General features: G+C 66.5%; 18 protein-coding genes. 12 read left to right on the top strand and 6 right to left on the bottom strand.

The genetic code is table 11. The features are described 5' to 3' along the window. Window positions 1-49 precede the first annotated feature (49 nt). From DQW77_RS12480 to dusB, 3 genes are read right to left on the bottom strand one after another with little or no spacing between them, the layout of a single operon-like run. The gene (locus tag DQW77_RS12480) at window positions 50-1,417 is read right to left on the bottom strand and encodes a response regulator (RefSeq protein WP_113258560.1); all 1,368 of its coding nucleotides are present in this window, start codon (window positions 1,415-1,417) and stop codon (window positions 50-52) included. After that, window positions 1,417-2,505: a nitrogen regulation protein NR(II) gene (locus DQW77_RS12485; protein ID WP_404947937.1), complete on the bottom strand. Its 1,089-nt coding sequence runs from the start codon at window positions 2,503-2,505 to the stop codon at window positions 1,417-1,419. The genes DQW77_RS12480 and DQW77_RS12485 overlap by 1 nt, the downstream gene beginning before the upstream one ends. After that, entirely contained in the window at window positions 2,502-3,497 is a 996-nt protein-coding gene (gene dusB, locus DQW77_RS12490; RefSeq protein ID WP_113258561.1) for a tRNA dihydrouridine synthase DusB, read from the bottom strand. The genes DQW77_RS12485 and dusB overlap by 4 nt, the downstream gene beginning before the upstream one ends. Window positions 3,498-3,653: 156 nt before the next feature. Here dusB and DQW77_RS12495 point away from each other — a divergent pair, with 156 nt between their 5' ends. From DQW77_RS12495 to DQW77_RS12535, 9 genes are all read left to right on the top strand, one after another. Beyond that, a complete protein-coding gene (locus tag DQW77_RS12495) occupies window positions 3,654-4,790 on the top strand; it encodes a bifunctional 2-C-methyl-D-erythritol 4-phosphate cytidylyltransferase/2-C-methyl-D-erythritol 2,4-cyclodiphosphate synthase (protein ID WP_113258562.1) in 1,137 nt (378 codons plus the stop codon). Then, window positions 4,787-5,284 carry a phosphatidylglycerophosphatase A gene (locus DQW77_RS12500; RefSeq protein ID WP_113258563.1) on the top strand — a complete coding sequence of 166 codons (498 nt, stop codon included), beginning with the start codon at window positions 4,787-4,789 and terminating at the stop codon, window positions 5,282-5,284. Before DQW77_RS12495 ends, DQW77_RS12500 begins: the two co-directional genes overlap by 4 nt. Then, a complete protein-coding gene (locus DQW77_RS12505; RefSeq protein ID WP_113258564.1) occupies window positions 5,281-5,757 on the top strand; it encodes a CinA family protein in 477 nt (158 codons plus the stop codon). Before DQW77_RS12500 ends, DQW77_RS12505 begins: the two co-directional genes overlap by 4 nt. A 127-nt stretch (window positions 5,758-5,884) precedes the next feature. Next, window positions 5,885-6,589, top strand: coding sequence for a Crp/Fnr family transcriptional regulator (locus DQW77_RS12510; protein WP_113258565.1), 705 nt, complete (start codon window positions 5,885-5,887; stop codon window positions 6,587-6,589). After that, window positions 6,586-6,897, top strand: coding sequence for a hypothetical protein (locus DQW77_RS12515; RefSeq protein WP_113258566.1), 312 nt, complete (start codon window positions 6,586-6,588; stop codon window positions 6,895-6,897). The genes DQW77_RS12510 and DQW77_RS12515 overlap by 4 nt, the downstream gene beginning before the upstream one ends. Window positions 6,898-6,946: 49 nt before the next feature. Further along, window positions 6,947-7,327, top strand: a complete 381-nt coding sequence (locus DQW77_RS12520) for a DUF3307 domain-containing protein (protein ID WP_113258567.1) — start codon at window positions 6,947-6,949, stop codon at window positions 7,325-7,327. A gap of 105 nt (window positions 7,328-7,432) precedes the next feature. Then, on the top strand, window positions 7,433-8,857 hold the full coding sequence (locus tag DQW77_RS12525; RefSeq protein ID WP_113258568.1) for a TolC family protein: 1,425 nt from the start codon (window positions 7,433-7,435) through the stop codon (window positions 8,855-8,857). Further along, the gene (locus DQW77_RS12530; protein ID WP_113258569.1) at window positions 8,854-11,052 is read left to right on the top strand and encodes a type I secretion system permease/ATPase; all 2,199 of its coding nucleotides are present in this window, start codon (window positions 8,854-8,856) and stop codon (window positions 11,050-11,052) included. The genes DQW77_RS12525 and DQW77_RS12530 overlap by 4 nt, the downstream gene beginning before the upstream one ends. Before the next feature lie 4 nt (window positions 11,053-11,056). Next, a complete protein-coding gene (locus tag DQW77_RS12535; protein WP_113258570.1) occupies window positions 11,057-12,382 on the top strand; it encodes an HlyD family type I secretion periplasmic adaptor subunit in 1,326 nt (441 codons plus the stop codon). Between the two features lie 228 nt (window positions 12,383-12,610). Here the strand turns inward: DQW77_RS12535 and DQW77_RS12540 are convergent, their stop codons facing one another. From DQW77_RS12540 to DQW77_RS12545, 3 genes are all read right to left on the bottom strand, one after another. Continuing rightward, window positions 12,611-14,833 carry a CHASE2 domain-containing protein gene (locus DQW77_RS12540; RefSeq protein WP_113258571.1) on the bottom strand — a complete coding sequence of 741 codons (2,223 nt, stop codon included), beginning with the start codon at window positions 14,831-14,833 and terminating at the stop codon, window positions 12,611-12,613. A gap of 295 nt (window positions 14,834-15,128) precedes the next feature. Then, window positions 15,129-15,269 carry a hypothetical protein gene (locus DQW77_RS18240; RefSeq protein WP_181711261.1) on the bottom strand — a complete coding sequence of 47 codons (141 nt, stop codon included), beginning with the start codon at window positions 15,267-15,269 and terminating at the stop codon, window positions 15,129-15,131. After that, window positions 15,244-15,723: a hypothetical protein gene (locus DQW77_RS12545; protein ID WP_113258572.1), complete on the bottom strand. Its 480-nt coding sequence runs from the start codon at window positions 15,721-15,723 to the stop codon at window positions 15,244-15,246. Before DQW77_RS12545 ends, DQW77_RS18240 begins: the two co-directional genes overlap by 26 nt. Window positions 15,724-16,003: 280 nt before the next feature. Between DQW77_RS12545 and DQW77_RS12550 the strand changes: the two genes are divergently transcribed. From DQW77_RS12550 to DQW77_RS12560, 3 genes are all read left to right on the top strand, one after another. Continuing rightward, window positions 16,004-16,579: a TetR family transcriptional regulator gene (locus tag DQW77_RS12550; protein WP_113258582.1), complete on the top strand. Its 576-nt coding sequence runs from the start codon at window positions 16,004-16,006 to the stop codon at window positions 16,577-16,579. 64 nt (window positions 16,580-16,643) lie between these two features. Further along, the gene (locus DQW77_RS12555; RefSeq protein ID WP_113258583.1) at window positions 16,644-17,843 is read left to right on the top strand and encodes an oxidoreductase; all 1,200 of its coding nucleotides are present in this window, start codon (window positions 16,644-16,646) and stop codon (window positions 17,841-17,843) included. Window positions 17,844-17,955: 112 nt separating this feature from the next. Continuing rightward, window positions 17,956-19,598 (top strand): Ig-like domain-containing protein (locus DQW77_RS12560; RefSeq protein WP_113258573.1); only part of this gene is annotated, 1,643 nt, incomplete at its 3' end.

Below are 19,598 nucleotides of genomic sequence, written 5' to 3' on the forward strand. Positions count from 1 at the left end.
GTGGACCGCGGCGCGACTGCACCCTTTCGGCCACAGGTCTGTTGCCGGTTTACATCAACTTCCGCCGCCGTGTCACGCGAATATCAAGATCGCGGATCTTCTTGCGCAGGGTATTGCGATTGATTCCCAGGAGGTCGGCACACTTGGCCTGATTGCCTCCTGTCGCATCGAGCGCAATCTCGATCAGCGGCAGTTCCATTTCGCGCAGGATGCGCCCGTAAAGCCCCGGCGGCGGCAGCATGTCGCCATGCAGATCGAAGTAGCGCTGCAGGTGGCGCGCAACCGAGTCGGCCAGCCGCTCGCCCTCGGCCTGTCCCAGCACCGGCGCCACCTCGGGCTGGTTGCCAAGCGCCGCTTCGACCTCGCTTCGGGTGATCTCGTCGCCGCGCGCTGTCAGGCCCAGCCGGCGCACGGTATTTTCCAGCTGACGCACATTGCCCGGCCAGCTATAGGCGCGCATCAGTTCCAGCGCCTCGTCAGTGACCTGCCGCGGCCCGCCGCCGTCACGCTCGGCACGGGCGAGGAAATGAGAGGCCAGAAGGCCGATGTCATCCACCCGCTCGCGCAGCGGTGGCACCTCGATCGTGGCGCCGCCCAGCCGGTAATACAGATCGTCGCGCAACCCCGCCTCGCGCGGCGCCGTGGCAAGCCGCCCCTGCCCGGTGGCCATGAACCGCGGGACGTGATCACCCGGCGCATCCATCATCCGGACCACGCGGCCCTGCGCGTCGCTGTCCAGATCCGCAACTTCATCCAGGACGATGGTGCCGCCGCGTGCCCGCGCCATTACCCGCGCCGGTCCTTCAAGATCGGCCAGATCAGCCGGGGTGACAGTTATGAAGGGCAGAGTGCGCCGGTCCGAGAAATCATGGATCGCCCGCGCGATCAGCGATTTTCCGGTGCCGGATTCGCCGGTGACCAGAACCGGCATGTCGGTGTTCATCAGCCGCGCCACCACCCGGTAAAGCCCCTGCATCGCCGGAGTCTGCCCCACCAGCGGCAGGTCGTCGGGACGGTCCGCCTCGTCGGGTCCCGGGCTTTTGCGGACCGAACGACGGCTTTCAAGGGCCCGCGCGGTGCGCTTCATCAGATCCGGCAGGTCGAAGGGCTTGGGCAGGTAATCGAACGCCTCGGCCTCGGCGGCCTGTATGGCCGTCATGATGGTGTTCTGCGCGGAAATCACGATCACCGGCATGCCGGGGCGATCCGCACCGATGCGGGGCAGCATTTCCAGCCCGTTGCCATCCGGCATCACCACGTCCGAAATGACGACATCGCCACGCCCCTCCCCGATCCAGCGCATCAGCGTGGTCAGCGACGAGGTGGCATGTACCCGGCAACCCGCCCGCGTCAACGCCTGCGTCAGAACCGTGCGGATCGTGCGGTCGTCATCGGCGACCAGAACCGTGCCATCCATCAGTCTTGCTCCTCTTGATTGTCGGATGCCCGTGACAGCGATATGCGGAACACGGTGCGGCCCGGGACCGAACTGACGGAAATCCATCCGCCGATCTCGGAAATGATCTTGGCCGCCAGCGCCAGGCCCAGGCCCGTACCGTTCTCGCGTCCTGAAACGAAGGGCTCGAAAATGTTACCGGCGATTTCGGCCGGCAGTCCGGGCCCGTCGTCGATCACCTCGATCTGAAGTGGCAGCGCGCGGCCGGTGCCGTCATCGCGGCGCACCCTCAGCGACTGCTCGTAGTAGCTGCGCAGACGGATTGTGCCACCCGTGTCACCTGCGGCCTCGGCGGCATTCTTCAACAGGTTCAGGATCACCTGCAGCAGCTGGTCGGGATCACCCCATGCCAGCGGCAGCGAGGGATCGTAATCCTCCATCACGGTCATGTCCGCGGCGAAGCCAACCACGGCCGAACGGCGCGCCCGGTCCAGAACGTCATGGATGTTGACCGCCTGCATCTCCGGGGCGTTGATATTGCCGAACTGCTCAACCCGCTCCAGCAGGGCCACGATGCGCCGCCCTTCGCTGACGATGAGGTCGGTCAGTTCCAGGTCATCCGCACCGAGGTTCATCGACAGAAGCTGCGCCGCGCCGGTGATCCCGGCCAGAGGGTTCTTGATCTCGTGGGCCAGCATCTCGGCCATGCCGATGGCGGATTTGGCCGCGGACCGGACAGAATGGCTCTGGGAAACGCGGCCGGCCAGTTCACGCGGCGAGATCAGCAGGATCATCTGCCCGTCACCGCCCGACACCGGCGCGATCTGAAGGTTGCACTGCATCGGCGCCCGTTCGCCGGTGCCCACGTCCACGTCGTTGACGAACAGCGGAGCCTTGTTGCGACGGGCCCTATCAAGAGCGCCCTCCATCGGCGCATCGACCATCACCTGATCCCACACCGGCAGACCGATCACGGCCCGCGCCGAGGCGTTGAGGAACCCTTCGGCGGCCGGGTTCAGCCCTGCGATGCGATCACGCGCGTCCAGAAGCAGCGCCGGAACCGGCAACGATGTCCAGATCGCCTCGTCCGAAGTCAAAGCCACGTTCATGCCGCGGCGCTCCGGCCTTCGCAAAGCGCATCGGGAAGCGCCCGCAGTACCCGTTCCGGACAGGTCTCGGTCAGGACCACGCGGCGAAGCGCCGCCGACGTGCCAGCCTCATCCATGTACCAGCCCAGATGCTTGCGCGCCACGCGCCCGCCCAGATCCGCGCCGTAGAAGGTCAGCATCGCCTCGTAATGCGCCGCCACCATCGCAGCGAAGGCGCCGCCGCGGGGGATCTCGGGGGCCGGAGCGCCAAACAGCTCGTGGGCGATACGCGCCGGCATCCACGGACGGCCCTGCGCGCCCCGCCCAACCATCACGCCGTCGGCGCCCGAACGGGCCATCGCCTGACGTGCCGTAGCGGAATCGATGATGTCGCCATTGGCCACGACCGGCACCGAAACCGCCTCGCGCACCGCGCGGATCGCGGCCCAGTCGGCAGATCCCTTGTAGAACTGGCAGCGGGTGCGACCGTGGACGGTGATCATCGCCACGCCCGCATCTTCCGCCCGGCGCGCGATCGCGGGGGCGTTGAGCATCCCGTCATCCCAGCCCAGCCGCATCTTCAGCGTCACCGGAAGGTCCACCGCGCCAACAACCGCCCCGATCAGGCGCAGGGCGCGGTCCGGATCGCGCATCAATGCCGCCCCGGCGGCGCCGACGCCGCTGCCGCTTGTGACCTTCTTGGCCGGACAGCCCATGTTGATGTCGATGATCCGCGCGCCCTGCCCGGCCACGCGGCGGGCCGCCTCTGCCATCCAGTGCGGCTCGCGCCCGGCAAGCTGCACCGCGGTGGCCTGCGCACCGGCCCCCAGTTCGGCGCGCTCGCGCACACCCGGCTTTGCCTGCACCATTTCCTGACTGGCCACCATCTCGCTGACCACCAGACCGGCGCCGAACTGCAGCACCAGATCGCGGAACGGGCGGTCGGTGATTCCCGCAAGCGGCGCCAGGAGCACCGGCGGCGCGATGCGGCGGTCTGAAAGCATGAGGGACATGTGATTAATCCTTGTGCGTTGTCGTGCTTGTATCGCGCACCCCGGAAAGACTCAATGTTCACACCGGATGAACAGCGCCACCAGCCATAATATGATTAAGAATTGTGCAATCTTGCCGCCATTGCACTCATCCCGGAGCCGGCGTAATCAGGGTCCATGACAGACGCAGCGATCATTGTCGCCGCAGGCCGCGGGACCCGCGCCGGCGGCGCCCGGCCAAAGCAATGGCAGCCCGTGGCCGGCCAACGCATGACCGACCGCACCGTCGCCGCCTTCACGGCGCTGGAGCATATCGCCCGCGTCGTGCTGGTCCTGCACCCGGAAGATATGGAACTTTACACCGGGTCCGGCCGCGTAACCACCGTTGCCGGTGGTGCGACAAGGGCGCAATCGGTGCGCAACGGGCTTGAGGCGCTTGCCGATTCGGATGTTGACAGGGTGCTGATCCACGACGTGGCGCGCGCCTGCGTGACACCCGCCATGATAACCGGCATTCTTGGCGCAACCGTGCGGCGCGGCGCCCGAGCAGCGGCGCCGGCCCTGCCCGTCACCGATGCGCTCTGGCAGGGTGAGGATGGCCGCGTGACAGGCACGCGGGATCGGACCGGGCTGTACCGCGCGCAAACGCCTCAGGTCTTCGACTTCGCGGCGATCCTCGCCGCTCACCGCGCCCATGACGGGCAAGCCGCCGATGACGTCGCCGTGGCCCGCGCTGCCGGCCTGCAGGTGGAGATCCTGCCGGGCGATGAGAACAACCTTAAGATCACCACGGCGGCGGATTTCGCCCGAGCCGAGAAAATCATCCGGGGACGCATGGATATACGCACGGGCACAGGGTTCGATGTTCACCGCTTCGGGCCGGGCGACCGGATCACGCTCTGCGGGGTCGACATCCCCCATGACCGCGCCCTGCAGGGCCATTCGGATGCCGATGTGGGCATGCACGCGCTCAGCGATGCGATTTACGGCGCGCTCGGCATGGGCGATATCGGCCACCATTTCCCGCCGTCGGATCCTCAATGGAAGGGCGCCGCCAGCGACGTTTTCCTGAGCCATGCCGCCGGGCTGGTACAGAACGCCGGCTTTGTGATCGCCAACATGGATGTCACGCTTATCTGTGAACGGCCCAGGGTCGGGCCCCATGCGGGGGAGATGCGCGCCGCACTGGCGCGGATCGCCGGGGTCGACGCGGGGCGTGTCTCGGTCAAGGCCACCACCACCGAAGGGCTGGGTTTTGCCGGCCGCGCCGAAGGCATCGCGGCACAGGCCGTGGTGACACTGGTGACATCATGAACCTGACCCGACTCATCACCACCTTCTGCGGCGTCGGCCTTCTGCGTCCCGCACCGGGGACATGGGGCGCGTTGGCGGCGCTTCCCGTGGCCTGGGCCCTGCATGTCCTCGGCGGATTCCCCCTGATGGTCGCGGCAACCGCGCTGGTGGCGGTGCTCGGCACATGGGCCACCGAACAGGAAATCGCCAAACGCGACGACAAGGATCCCCCCGAGATCGTCATCGACGAAGTGCTGGGCCAGTGGATCGCGCTGTCGCCGGTCTCGGCCGGAGCATGGTTTGCTGGTGCCAATGTCCTGGCGCTCTGGCCGGGTTGGATCGCGGCCTTTGTCCTGTTCCGGCTCTTCGACATTCTCAAGCCCGGGCCGGTGGGACGTGCCGACCGGATGGGCGGCGTCCGCGGGGTGATGCTGGACGATGTGATCGCCGGTATCTTCGCCGCGCTTGGGGTGGCGGCGCTTGCCGCGTTGTCGCACGGGGTGATGGGCCGATGACCGTGGCGGAGATCCTCGATCTTGCCCGCGGCCGCGGCGTTATGATCGCCACCGCCGAAAGCTGCACAGGCGGCATGGTGGCGGCCGCCCTGACCGACGTGGCCGGATCCTCGGCGGTGGTCGAGCGCGGCTTCGTGACCTATTCCAACCGCGCCAAGACCGAGATGCTGGGCGTATCGCCCGACACTCTGGCCGCGCAGGGCGCCGTCTCCGAGGCGGTCGCGCGGGAGATGGCCGCGGGTGCGCTGGAGCATTCGGAAGCGCAGCTCGCGGTGTCGATCACCGGGGTCGCCGGCCCCGGCGGATCCGCGAACAAGCCCGAGGGCCGGGTCTGTTTCGGGCTGGCCATGACCGGCAAGGCCACGACGGCCTCGACCGAGGAATTCGGCGCCCTTGGCCGCGACAGGGTCCGCGCGCTTTCGCGCGATCACGCGCTGGCCCTTCTGGCGGACGCGCTTTCGCAGAGCGGTTGAGCGGCCCGCCGAGGCACGGCATCCTCGACCCTGCGAACCCGTCTTGCCAGAAATGAGGCCTTATGGCATTTAAACTCGAACAGGTTGTGCGCCCGTGTGCGGGAAAGCAACGTCTCGGAGGGCGCGAGTGACGCAGTTCTTGGACACGAGCGTCTATGACTGGGCCGGTTATGCCGGTGTTGCCATCTACCTTGGGGCGTATATCGCTCTGCAGCTCGGCCTCATACGCGGCACCGGCTACCGTTATGCGACGCTCAACATGGTCGCGGCGATTTTCTTTCTGATCAGCCTGTATGCGGAATTCAACCTGGCCTCCGCGATCGTTCAGTCCTGTTGGGTGGTGATCAGCATCGTGGGGATCACGCGTGTCTTCCTGATCAATCATCGGCTGCGGTTCACCGACGAAGAGGCACGGCTTGTCAGGCGGGGTCTGCAGGACATGCCGAAACCGATGTCGCGCCGGTTTCTCAACGCTGGCGTATGGCGCGAGGTGCAGCCCGGGTTTGAGTTGACCAATGAGGGCGAACCGGTCTCGCAGCTGCACTTTCTTAGTGAGGGCAAGGCGGGCGTCTATTTCAACGACAGCATCGTCGCCGAGATCCGCGAGGGGTTCATCGGCGAGATGAACGTGATGGAAAGCGGCCCCGCATCCGCCACCGTACGGATCGAGACGCCGTCGCGCGTCTTTTCCGTGTCCGGCGACAACCTGCGCCGCATGAGCCGCTCCGACGCGGAATTCCGCGCCTTCCTCGATCAGCACCTTAATGCCGCGGTCAAGAGCAAACTGATCGAGGCGAATACCAAGATGACCCAGCCGCAAGCGGGCGAATGACGATCGGACAGCGCAGTTCGGACCCCGTCCATGCCGCGCTTGCCGGCATTGTCCCGGCCGGGCTGACCGGGGCGGTCGGCATCGGGTTCGGACGCGGCGGCCTGGCCATCAGTCCGGTAAGAGGGCTGCGCATCCCGCGCTCCGGCGCACCCGTGGGCGAGGTCGCAAACCATGCCGGCCCGCCGCCCGGCGCTGACGTGATTGCGGTAACCGAAGCGGTGGTGTACGGCGCCAGCACGGCATGCATGCGCGACAACATGGACAGGATCCGGAACGCGCCGCTTACCTGCACCGAATCGTCGCCGTGACAACGGCCGAACGATTCGACCGGACCAACACGCCTCTGGGAGACCAGACATGACAGTCACCACCCTCCTGATCCTTCTCTTGCTCTTCCAGATAAAGCACATGCTTGCGGATTTCGTCTGGCAGAGCGGATGGATGGTGCAAAACAAGGGCACCTACGGGCATCCGGGCGGGATCGCCCATGCCGGGCTGCACGGACTGCTGACGTTTCCGGTACTGATCTGGACGCCGATGATCGCTGCCGTGGCACTCGGTATCGCGGTGGTCGAATCGATCCTGCATTATCACATCGACTGGACCAAGGACCGGCTGCTGAGACAATCGGGCTGGACCCCTCAGGACAAGGGCTTCTGGACGCTGACGGGGCTCGATCAGTTCGCGCATCAGCTCACTTATGTGGCAATCCTCTGGGTGGCGCTGGCCCTGTTGTGACAATCTCGCCCCGAACGCCCCACCTTTTCAGAGCAAGATTATGTTTTGGTTGACTTTTGATTCGGGCCGCCGCAGCGTCAACATGGTTGCCTTGGGGATGATTTTATGACTTCGAACGGATTGGGTCGCCAGCTTTGGTCGGCGACACGGGTTTTCAATTTCGCCTTCGCCTCCGCCTTGGCGCTGTGTCTCGGGCCGGCCGGTCCGGTCGCCGCGGAAAACCTGCGCGACGCGGTTCGCGCCGCGGTCACGACCAACCCGACCGGACGCGCCGCGAACGCCGATGTGAAGGCATCCGCGCTCGAGCTGCTGCAGCTGCGCCGGGACTATCAGCCAAGGCTGCTTCTGCATGGCGAGGTCGGCGTCGAAAGGTACGACGACCCGGACCGCCTCGGACCGGCCGACAACCGCGATACCAAGGTAAACCGCGAAATCGGCCTTACCGCGGAACTCACGTTGTTCGACGGGTACCGCCGCGCCAATCGTGTCTACCGCAATGCGGCACGGCTGGACGGGGCGATTTTCGGCCTGCTCGACGCGTCCGAAACGATGGCGCTCAATGCCGTCGAAGCCTACATCGATGTTGTCCGGCATGGCCGCCTTCTGGGCGTCGCCAGCCGCAACATAGCCCGTCACCGGGAAATCGCCCGCCAGGTCAATGATCTGGTCGATGGCGGCAAACTGCCGGTCAGTGCCCGGTTCGAGGTGCAGGAACGGCTTCTTGCGGCACGTTTGGGGCGACTTGACGTGGAACGCGCGATGGCGGACTCGCATGCCAGGTACCGCGCCGTGATCGGCCGCGATCCCGGTCGCGGAATGCATGTGCCCGCAGTCAGGAGCCTGCCCATGACCAAGCGCGAAATGGTCGTTCGCAGCCTGCGAAACAGTTTCCGGTTGAAGGAATCCGGCCAGAAGATCGCCCAGACCCGGTTTCAGAGCGGGATCACCACCGCCGACGAAAAGCCGCAGATCAAGCTTCAGGCCGGGGTGCGCGCGGGCCGCGACGTGACCGGCACATCGGGATCGGAATCGGATGCCTTCGTGGGCGTGCGCCTGGACTGGGAACTCTATGCAGGCGGGCGTGACGCGCGCCGCCGCGCCCTGCAGCAGCGCACGTTGGAGGCCGAGGCCGAGCGCCAGAAAATAGTGCGCGAGGTCCGCGAGATGGCCGAACGCACCTGGAACGCCTACAACACCAATATCGAAAGGACAGTGCTTCTGGATCGGCGCGTTTCGGCGGCGCGCAAGACATCCGACCAGTACCAGGACCAGTTCCGCGCCGGCACCCGCAGCCTGCTTGACGTTCTGGATGCGGAACGGACCTTCTTCAATGTCCGTTTCGAGGACGTCAGCGCCGAGGCAAGCCTCGCCTTCAGCCAGTACCGGATGCTGGCCGCACAGAGCCGCCTTGCCGCAAAATTCGAAATCGAGCCGGCCGACGTCCCGCTCGAGCCCGATTTCACCGCCCGTGCACAACAGGCGCAACGCCCGGCGGCAATCTTCAAGACAGAGATCAGGAAGCTTGAATGACACCCCCGGCCCGGTCGGTCCCCGTGAAGGCGTCCGAGCAGGACGCCGGGGAAGGCTGCGCCGATCCTGACCGCGAAACCGCACCGGGACTCGAAACCGCTGGATGGCTTGCCCGCCATCACGGACGTCCCTGGAGCGACGAGGCCGTGCGTGCCCGCCTGCCGGCGGAATTCGACGGGCGCGACCCCGAGACACTGGCGCGGGCCCTCGCCACGGTGGGGCTGAAATCCCGCCTCGTGCTGCGCAGGCTTCGCCAGATAGATCCGGCGGTCCTGCCTTGCGTGCTGTTCCGGCGTGACGGCGGCACGCTCATCCTCGTGGGCTTCTCGCCCGATCGGCGCAACGCACGAGTCCTTGACCCCGCAAGCGACGCCCCCGAACGCGAGGTCCCCCTGCGCAAGCTTGCACGCCGCGTCCGCCGCGAGGTCATGCTTGCCTCGGTGCGTGACGACCTCGTGGACCGGCGGCTCGAAGCCTCGGCGCAGGATCGGCCGCGGCACTGGTTCTGGGGGCCGATGCGTGACAATCGCGCCGGCTGGATTCAGGTCATTGTCGCCGCGCTTCTTATCAACATGCTGGGCCTCGCGTTGCCGATCTTCGTGATGAATGTCTATGACAAGGTGATCCCCAACCTCGCCTATGTCACCCTTTGGACACTGGCCCTCGGGGTGGCGCTGGCCATCGGGCTGGATCTCGCGCTGCGCAGCCTCAGGACCGGGGTGCTGGAGACCGTGGGGCGGCGGCTGGATACCGGCATAGCCGCCACTCTCTTTTCCCACGCGCTCAGCCTCCGGGTGGCCGACCGGCCCGGCGGTGCGGCGGGGCTGGCCAGCCATATCCGCGATTTCGAGGCGGTGCGCGAATTCTTCGGCTCCGCCAGCTTCGTGTCGCTGATTGACCTTCTGTTCATCGGCCTCTTCATCTTCGTGCTGTGGATGATCGTGGGGCCATTGGCGATTGTGCCTCTGGTGGCGGTGCCGATCGTTCTGGTCCTTGCCGTCGTTGCACAGCTGCCCATGGGCCGCGCCGCGGGCGCCGCACAGGCGCTGGCCGGGCGCCGGCAATCGGTGCTGGTGGAATCTCTGATGGGCCTCGAGACCATCAAGACACTCAACGCAGAACCTGTGATGCAGCGCGAATGGGACCGCGCCAGCGCCGCAACGGCCCGGATCAGCGGGCGCAGCCGCTTTTGGTCCAGCTTCGCCGCCTCCGGCACCCAGATGATCCAGCAAGGGGTGAGCGTGGCAATCATCGTCTGGGGCGTTTACCTGGTGGCCGAGGGCCGGATCACCATCGGCGCGCTCATCGCCGCCAATATCCTCGCCGGGCGTGCGCTTGCGCCTCTGGGAACCATAGCCCAGACGATATTCCGCGCCCATTATGCTCTTCGTGCCATGAGCGCGCTGTCGCAATTCATGAAGGTCGCGCCCGAACGCGGCCCCGCCGTCCACAGCAGTGCCCGCGTGACCCGTGGCGCCGCCACGCTCTCGGAGGTCACATACCGCTACCCCGGCGCCGGTACGGATGCGTTGCAATCGGTCACGCTGGAGATCGCGCCGGGGGACTGCATCGCCTTGCTGGGCCGCGTCGGATCGGGCAAGAGCACGCTGGGCAAGCTGCTCTGCGGGCTGCTGTCTCCCGACAGCGGCACGCTTCTGATCGACGGGCGCGGGGCCGCGCAGTACGATCCCGCCGAGCTGCGCGCCGGCGTGGGCTACATGCCGCAGGAGCCCGAGTTGTTTACCGGAACCCTGCGCGAGAACCTCGTGATCGGCCGACCACACGCCACCGAGTCCGAGATCGAAGAGGCCCTGCACCTCGCCGCGATGGACCGTTTCGTCAGGGATGACCCCGAGGGGCCGGACCGCTTCATCGGCGAAAAGGGGGCGCAGCTTTCCGGCGGGCAGCGCCAGGGGCTTGCGCTGGCACGGCTGCTGCTGCGGCGGCCCAAACTCCTGTTTCTCGACGAGCCCACAAACGCCATGGACCGCGACATGGAGGCCGAGGTGGTGGCACGGCTGCGCGAGCTGAACGCGGCGGGCACAGGGCTGGTTCTGTGCACCCACCGCCCGGCGCTGGCCGATCTGGCAAGCCGCTGGCTGGTGATGGATCGCGGCCGCAAACTTCTGGACGGGCCGCGTGACAGGGTGACCGCGGACCTCAGGCAGGCCGCTGCCCGTCGCGCGGCGGAGTGACCCGATGTTCGGCCCCCGGACAGAAGAGGATTTCGTGAACGACGCCACCGCCGGGCGCCCGCGCGGCCGCGGACGGGGGCCGTGGCTTATGCTCGTGATGATCACCGGTGGCATAGCCGCCTTCCTTGCCTGGGCGGCTCTCTACGAGATCGAGGAGGTCACACGCGGCACCGGGCGCGTGGTGCCCACCCGCCAGCTTCAGGTTGTCCAGAGCCTCGAAGGCGGGATCGTGTCCCGGATCAATATCCGCGAGGGCGATCCGGTGCAGGAAGGGGACGTCCTGATGCGCATCGACGACACCTCCGCCGGGGCCGAACGCGGCGAGCTGCGCGAACGCGAGGCGGCGCTTCTGGCCGAGGCCGCGCGCACCGGCGCCGAGGCGAAGGGCGCCGAAACCCTGACCTTCCCCGAGGGCCTGGCCGAACGCGCCCCCGGCGCCGTGGCCGCCGAACGGGAGGTGTTCCTGTCGCGCCGCGCGCAGCTGGAAAGCGAACTTTCGGTGCTGCGCGACAAGCTCGCGCAGCGCCGCTCGGACCTGCGTGAATTGCAGGCTGGCATCGTCAAGCTGGAAACGCAGATCGCCCCCCTGGCCGAGGAAATCGACCTGACCGGCGATCTCGTGGACAGTGGCGCGGTGCCCCGGATCGAGCTTCTGCGCCTGCAGAGCCGCATGGCCGAACTGAAGGGCGACCTCGAGGTGTCCCGCGCCCGCCTGCCCCGCATCCGCGCCGCGATCCGCGAGGCCGAAAGCCAGATCCGCTCGGCGCGCACCGGCTACGTGCTGACGGCGCGCGAACGGCTTGCCAGGATCAATGGCGACCTCGCGGTGCTGCGCGAAGCCCTGCGCGCCGCCACCGAAAAGGTCTCGCGCACCAGTCTGCGCGCCCCGGTCAACGGCACCGTCAACACCGTCCATGTCACCACCATCGGCGCGGTCGTGCAGCCCGGCGCGCCCCTGATCGAGATCGTCCCGCGCGATGACCGCCTGCTGATCGAGGCCCGAATCCGCCCGCGGGACGTGGCCTTCATCCGCCCCGGGGATTCCGCGTCGGTCAAGATCACCGCCTATGATTACCTGGTCTATGGCGCGCTTGACGGCATCGTGCAGCGCATCGGCGCCGACACGGTCGAGGACAGCGAGGGAACCGAGTTCTTTCGCGTCATGGTCCGCACCCAGCGAAGCGCACTCGAGGCGGATGATGGCGCCACCCTGCCGATCAGCCCCGGCATGGTGGCGCAGGTCGATATCCTGACCGGGCGCAAGACGGTGCTTGACTACCTGTCGCGCCCGCTGATGCGTGCCAAGGCCGAGGCGCTGCGCGAACGCTGACCCTGTTCCGTTCCCCACCGGCGTGGCAGGGCCACACGCACCCGGTTCGCGTTCGGGCCACGCAGGCCCCGGGGACGCTGCCCCCGGACCCCCGAGGTATTTCCGGCCAGATGAAGGAATGCCCCCGCCGAAGCCCCCCGAGCGTTCCGGCGCGATGCGCCAGGGCCGTGGGCGACCCCCGGAAAAATCCGGCGCGGCTTGCGGCCGGGGCCCTCTGCTTTGAAGCGCTCACTTGTCGGTGGCCACGTGAACCCCGTCCCAGCCCGCGCCCGGCGGCGCCGCCCGCAGACCGCCGATGCGCTGCCGGTAGAGCGCCACATAGCCCGAAAGATCCAGGCCGAGCGGCCGGCCCGTCACCTCGAAACGATCCAGCGCGGCCTCCGCCGCGTCCCAGTCCTGCGCCGCATAGGCCGCGCGCATGGCGGTGTTGGCCGCCTCGAGCTTCGCGAATTCGGGCCGCCGGCGCATCTCCTCGTCGCCCATCAGGCCGAAGACACGTTCAGGCTCTGTCTTGCCCTTCACGCGCAGCAGATCCAGTTCGATCATCGCGAACCTGCCCTCGACGGCCAGCGCCGTCGCGGAGCCGAGGATGATCCCCAGCCCATAGGGTTTGGACTGCCCCTCCAGCCGGGAGGCGAGGTTCACTGCATCGCCAAGCGCGGTATAGTCGAAGCGCGTGTCGCTGCCCATGTTGCCGACCACGCAATCGCCGGTGTTGAGGCCGATGCCCACGTCGATGGGCAGCGCCTCGGCGCCCGCCTCCGCCGCGTCACGCGCACGCCGGGCATTGAGCGCCGCGACGTCCGCGCGCATCGCCAGTGCCGCCCGACAGCCGGCGGCGGCATGGTCCGGCGCGTCGAGCGGCGCGTTCCAGAACGCCATCACCGCGTCCCCCATGAATTTGTCGATGGTGCCGCCCTCGCGCAGGATGGCCCGGGACAGCACCGTGAGAAAACTGTTCATCAGCGCCGTCAGCCCGGGCGGATCGTCCCGGAACCCTTCGGCGAGGGTCGTGAAACCGCGCACGTCGGAAAACAGCACCGTCAGTTCGCGCCGCTCGCCGCCAAGGGTCAGGGCCTCGGGGCTTTCCTGCAGCCTGGCTACCAGATCGGGCGAGACATACTGCCCGAAGGCGCCGCGTATCTGCTGTTTCTGGCGCTCCTCGCGCAGGTAGTTGGCGCTCGACATCAGCATGAGGGTCAGCAAGGTGCCCAGCACCGGCCATGTCGGGTCCAGCAGGATCCGCATCTCGTGGAACAGGTAGTAGGACACCCCCGAATACCCCGCTAGCAGCGCCACCGCCAGCGCAATGATCAGGCGCGCTCCGATCACCGGCACAAGCACGATCACCAGAACCGACAGGACAAGCACCGTCACCAGTTCCACCGCCACCGCGTAGTTGGGCCGGTTCAGCAACGTGTCGGTCAGGATGTTCTCGAGAAGCTGCGCGTGGATCTCCACTCCGGCCATCGGCAGTCCCAGCGGTGTGGGCCGGAAATCCTCCAGCCCGATCGCCGAGGTGCCGACGAGCATCAATTGCCCGGCCAGCCGCCCCGGCGCCACCCGATCGGCCAATACGTCGCCGGCCGAGACATAGCGCGCCGGCAGGCTGGGCGTCAGATAGGGCCATACGCTGCCGTCCGGCGCGGTCCGGATCATCTTGCCGCCCAGCACCACCCCGTCGATCCCGGCCTCGTTGCTGCGCAGCGCGAAGGCGTTGCCGCCCGTCGCCACCCGCAACAGCTCTGGCGAAAGGCCCAGCCGCAGGGTGTCCTGCACCAGCATGGCCATCGGCACCCGCCGGTAGATCCCGTCGGGGTCGGGCCGCACGCTGAACACGCCGCGCCCTGCCGCCGCCTCCTCCAGGATGTCGAGATTGCGCACCACGTCGGGAAACCGTGGCAGGAACGGCCGCGGATCGGCGCCCATGATCGCGTGCGGCACCTTGCGCATCTCGGCCTTCTCGGCACGGTTCGACCGCGCGCTGCGCACGCTGGTCTGACCCAGTACGACCCGCGTCTGCCGCATCGCGCCGGCCAGCAGTGCGTCATTGTCCGGCAGGGCCGCGAGCCGCGCGCGGATCTCCGGCGGCAGGTCGGGGTTGTCACGCGCCACCTCGTCGGGCGAAAGGCGGTCCGGCTCGGCAAAGACGATGTCGAAGGCGATCGCAACCGCACCCGCCGCCGCGACCTTGTTGACCATTTCCGCCACGCGGTTGCGCGGCCACGGCCACTGTCCGAATTCCTCGATGCTGGGATCGTCGATATCGAGGATCGTCACCGGAACCGGCTGGGGCGCGCGCGGCTTGACCTGCTGGTAGAGGTCGAACGCCGCGTTGCGCAGTCCCGATACCGTCGGCGGATCCGAGACGCGCAGCACAAGGAGAACGGCCAGCAGGACCATACCCGCAAGGCGCCCCGGTCCGATCCGGCGCAGCATGGCGCGCAGCATCTCGGCTCCCCTTTCCCTGTCCCGTGGCGCGCCACATCGGCACGGCCCTGCCCTTTACAAAAGACAGCCCCGGCCGTCGGGTCAACCTGAAATCCCGGTTGCCGCGCGCCGGTGCCGGCCCGCGGCACCGGAAAGGGCAGCACGGAACCCTGCGTCGCGCCCCGCCCGTCCATCGATTGGGCGCATGAGGTGACAGCCCTGGGCCAAGACGTGCGTCTAGAGATTGTCACGTTCAATCTGAAACGATGATGGGCACGGGCGTGTTCATTCGCAGCGCCTGTACGGCGATCGCCCATCAGGCCCGGAATGGCGCCGCGAGCAGCCGCGGCGGTGATCTCGGGGCGGGCAACGCACGGTGGTGCGCCTTGAGCCGCGCTGCGCCGATCGCGGCGGTGAAGATGACCGGCCCGTCATTCCACGGCGGTTGCCGTATCATGGCGGCTCCATCCGTAGAGGAACGACAGCACAAGACCCTCCACAAGAACCACGACGGCCCAGAAGAAAAGCTCCAGCCCCACGAGCATGAGCGGCTCGCGGAACATGTTGAAGGGCGTGTGAAACTCGAAATAGAGCGCCATGAGCGCCCAGAGCACCACGGCGAAGCGCAGCCCGCGCTGCAGCCGGGTCCGGCCCAGGGCGGGCTCGATCATCATGAAGACCAGCCCGTGGACCGCGCCGACACCGAGGCCGTAGGCCATGTAGAGCGGCCCGTTCTCGAACATCAGCGGGCGTGGCTCCATTTCGAAGAGCACGTCGATGACCTTGGCGGACTGGATGTCCGGGTCGAACAGGATGGGCGCGCCGAGCTGGAAAAACAGAAGGTTGCTCACGACATTGGCGAGCGTGAAGGCGACAAGCCCGGCGAGGGGCGCACGTAGAAGTTTCTGCATCGGGACATCTCCTTTTCCAACGGTTGATGCAAAGGGGTGTGAGGCGATCAGGCCGTCTCCATCGTCAGGGTCAGGACGCTCACACGAAGCCCCCCTGCCATTGCGAAGCGATGACCGTGCCGATACCGGGTCCTGACGACCCAAGGTTCCAGGTGACATGAGGTGCTCCTTTCCGGTCCTGAGTCCGCCGCCTAATGCCGGGAAGTCAACGGTCGTTGACTTTCCTTGGGACATGAAGGGATCGCTTGCAAAAGTCAACAGTCGTTGGCATTTTCTTTTCATGAGCAACACGGACAAGAAAACCCCGAAGTCCGAGACGACCCGCCAAGCCATCCTCGAGGCCGCGCAACGGCAGTTCTACGAGAAGGGGTATGACGGCGCTTCTGTGCGCCGGATCGCGCAGGCCGTGCCGATCGATCCGGCCATGATCATGCGCTACTTCGGATCAAAAGAGGGGCTGTTCTCGGCGGCCGTCGTGATCGACCTGAAGCTGCCGGATCCGGAAAAAATCCCGCACGACAGGGCTGGCGCCGCCCTCGTCGCGCATTTCCTGAACCTGTGGGAGGGCGAGCGGAGCGCGATCGGCCTACCGATCCTGTTGCGGTCGGCCGTCTCAAACCAGGACGCGGCGGACAAGATTCGCGCGGTCTTCGAGAAGCAGGTCGCGCCGACCATCGCGGGCCTTACCCGAACCGATGACGCGGACATCCGCGCGGGGCTGATCGTCAGCCAGCTCTTCGGGCTTGCGCTCTGCCGCTACATCCTCAAGCTGCCGCCGGTGGTCGACATGACCGCGGACGAGATCATCACGCGGATCGGTCCGATCATTCAGCGTCACCTTGGCGGCTCGGCCTGACGCGCGGTTCGATGCACAGCCCATAATGCCGTCCGAGCGGCATCCGGAAAGCAAGGAACACACCATGATCAAGCACGCCGCGACCGGGCCATTCGAGCCCCTCACCCTTCCGAATGGCGTGACCCTGAAGAACCGGTTGATCAAGTCTGCAATGTCGGACTCACTCGGCGATGGCCGGGGAAATCCTACCTCCGCACAAATACGCCTTTACGAAAGGTGGGCAACGGGCGGTGTGGCTGTCTCGATCATCGGCGAAGTCCAGGGGGACCCACGCTTCGCGGAGAAGCCGGGAAACCTCGTCTTGAACGACGGTTCAGACGGTGTTGCCTTTCGCGCATTGGCACAACGCGGTTCGGTACAAGACACCGGCCTCTGGCTGCAGCTCGGCCATGCCGGCGCTCTGTCTCATCCACCGATCAGCATCCCCAAGGGGCCAAGCGCGCTCGACCTTCCAGAGCTCACGAGCGCCGAGATGTCTCTCGATGACATCAAGGGCCTTCCGACCCGTTTCGCTGAAACGGCACGGCACGCGCAGGCCCTCGGCTTCGGCGGTGTTCAGATCCATGCCGCGCATGGCTTCCTCCTGAGCCAGTTCCTCTCGCCGCTGTTCAACCGTCGTACCGATGCCTATGGAGGTCCGATCGAGCGGCGCATGCGCCTTCTGATTGAAACCGTCGAGGCTGTACGCGCCGTAGTCGATCCGGGGTTTGTCTTGGCGCTCAAGCTCAATGCGACTGACCAGCTCGAAGGCGGGCTTGTCGAGAAAGACGCGCTCCGGGTCGTTTCCGCGCTGGAAGGCAAGGGGCTGGATCTTCTGGATATAAGCGGTGGGACATATTTTCCCGGGGCCCCGTCAAGCTCGGACCGCGCGGCGCGAGGGCCGTACTTCGTCGAATTCGCGCGGAACGCCAGTGCCCTGATCTCGGCTCCGGTGATAGCGACCGGCGGTTTCAAGCATCTCGCGGAGATCGACGATGCGATTGCGTCAGGCGCCGTGGACGCGGTCGGAGTCGCTCGCGCGCTTGTCTTGGATCCGGCACTTCCGCGGCACTGGCAGGCGGGCGAGCCGGACCCGCCGTTTCCGCATTTCGAGTCCCCGCCACCGGGCGGTATTACAGCTTGGTACTCGATGCGCCTGACCGACCTTGGTGAAGATTGTGAGCGTGAGCGCGATCTCGACACGGCGATTCGGTCGTATGAAGCACAAGACGCCGCGCGGGTCCGGATCTGGAACGAAACTTTTCCGTCAGACGCTTCAGGATGACCAACCCTGCCGTCTCCGCGCGCCACCACGCGTTTTCGGGGGGCTGCGGCCTTGTGCGAATCCCGAACTCATCTATACTCAAAAAGGATTTTTGCGGTGAAACAGGTGATTTATGAAATATTCGGGCTCAATTGAGGGGCCTCGGGAAGAGGCGGAAATTCTCCTCCGGAGCGTCGAAGGCGAAGCTGTCACGGTGCCGGATCCGGCACTTCTGTTCTCCGCGGAATTTTCGCGTGAGGGGCCGGATCTTGTGGCCGAGAACCCAGGCGCCCCCGATATAAGGGTGGTTGGCTACTTTTCGCTCAGCCAGCCGGCGGATCTGACAACACCTGACGGCGCCACCCTCCGCGGCCCGGTCGTCGAACGTCTCGCCGGGCCTCTGGCCCCCGCCCAGTACGCGCAGGCCGGCGCCCCGCCGCAAGGCGATCCCATCGGGCAGGTCGAAACCCTCGAGGGCGCGGCCCGCGCGCAACGATCCGACGGAACAAGGGTGGACCTGCAGGTCGGCACCAAGGTCTACCAGAACGACGTCTTGATAACCGATAGCGGCGGCAAGGTTTCGATCACATTCGTGGATGGCACCATATTCACTCTTGCGTCGGGCTCGCGGATGGTTCTGGACGAACTTGTCTACTCCCCTGATTCAGAAGGAAACTCCGCCGCTTTCAGCCTTGTCGAGGGGAGCTTCGTATTCATCGCCGGACAGGTCGCCAAGACCGGCGACATGGATGTGACGACCCCGTCGGCGACGATGGGCATCCGCGGAACCACCGTGCTTGTCGACATCCAGAGCGTGCAGGGCGTCACCACCGTCGCGGTGTCACTCAACGCCGATCCCGATGGCGGGCTGGGCGAGATCGTCGTCACCGATCTTGACGGAAACGAAATCACCACCATCACCACGACCGATACGAAATGGGTGGTGCCGGTAGGCGACGAGCAGCCCTACGAGATCGAGCGCACGGCCGATGAACTTGACGACGATGCCGATATCCTCGCAGATGCCGCCTTTGCCTATGCCACCGCCCTTGCACGGCTGGAAGCCGGGCAGAATTTCGTCGAACTGGACAGCGGCAGCAACCGCACCGGTACCGGCGATGACAATGTGGAGACTGGCGCCGACGAGGTTCTGGACGACGACAGGGATGACGATGGCGGCACCGAAACGGATACCGGCGTCCCGGAACCGGAAAGCGGAACGCCCGATGCCGGCCAGGGTCCGGACCCGACAGAGCTTGACGGCAACGATCCCCCGGTTCCCGAGGATGCCAGTTTTGATAGTCCCGAGGATGCGCGCCTTGACGGCACCCTCACGGCCAGTGACCCGGAAGGGGATCCGATCTCTTTCGGATTGGAAACGGGTGCCGAAAACGGCGTTGTGTCTCTTCTCGATACCGGCCAGTTCACCTACACACCGGACGCCGATTTCAACGGCTCCGACAGCTTCACCTACACCGTCGAGGACGGCAATGGCGGCTCCGACAGCGCCACCGTCACCATCAGCGTCACCCCCGTCAACGACCCGCCGGTCGCCAATGGCGAAACCGAGGCCATCAACGAGGACGGCCAGGCCGCCGGCACCGTGGCCGACGCCACCTCCGATGTCGACGGCGACACCCTCACCCACACCGTCACCGGCGCGCCCGCCGACGGCACGGTCACCATGGCGGCCGACGGCAGCTACACCTACACCCCGGACGCCGATTTCAACGGCACCGACAGCTTCACCTACACCGTCGAGGACGGCAATGGCGG

The sequence above is a fragment of the Roseovarius sp. TE539 genome (assembly GCF_003298505.1).
In the GTDB taxonomy this organism is placed as follows: Bacteria; Pseudomonadota; Alphaproteobacteria; order Rhodobacterales; family Rhodobacteraceae; genus Roseovarius.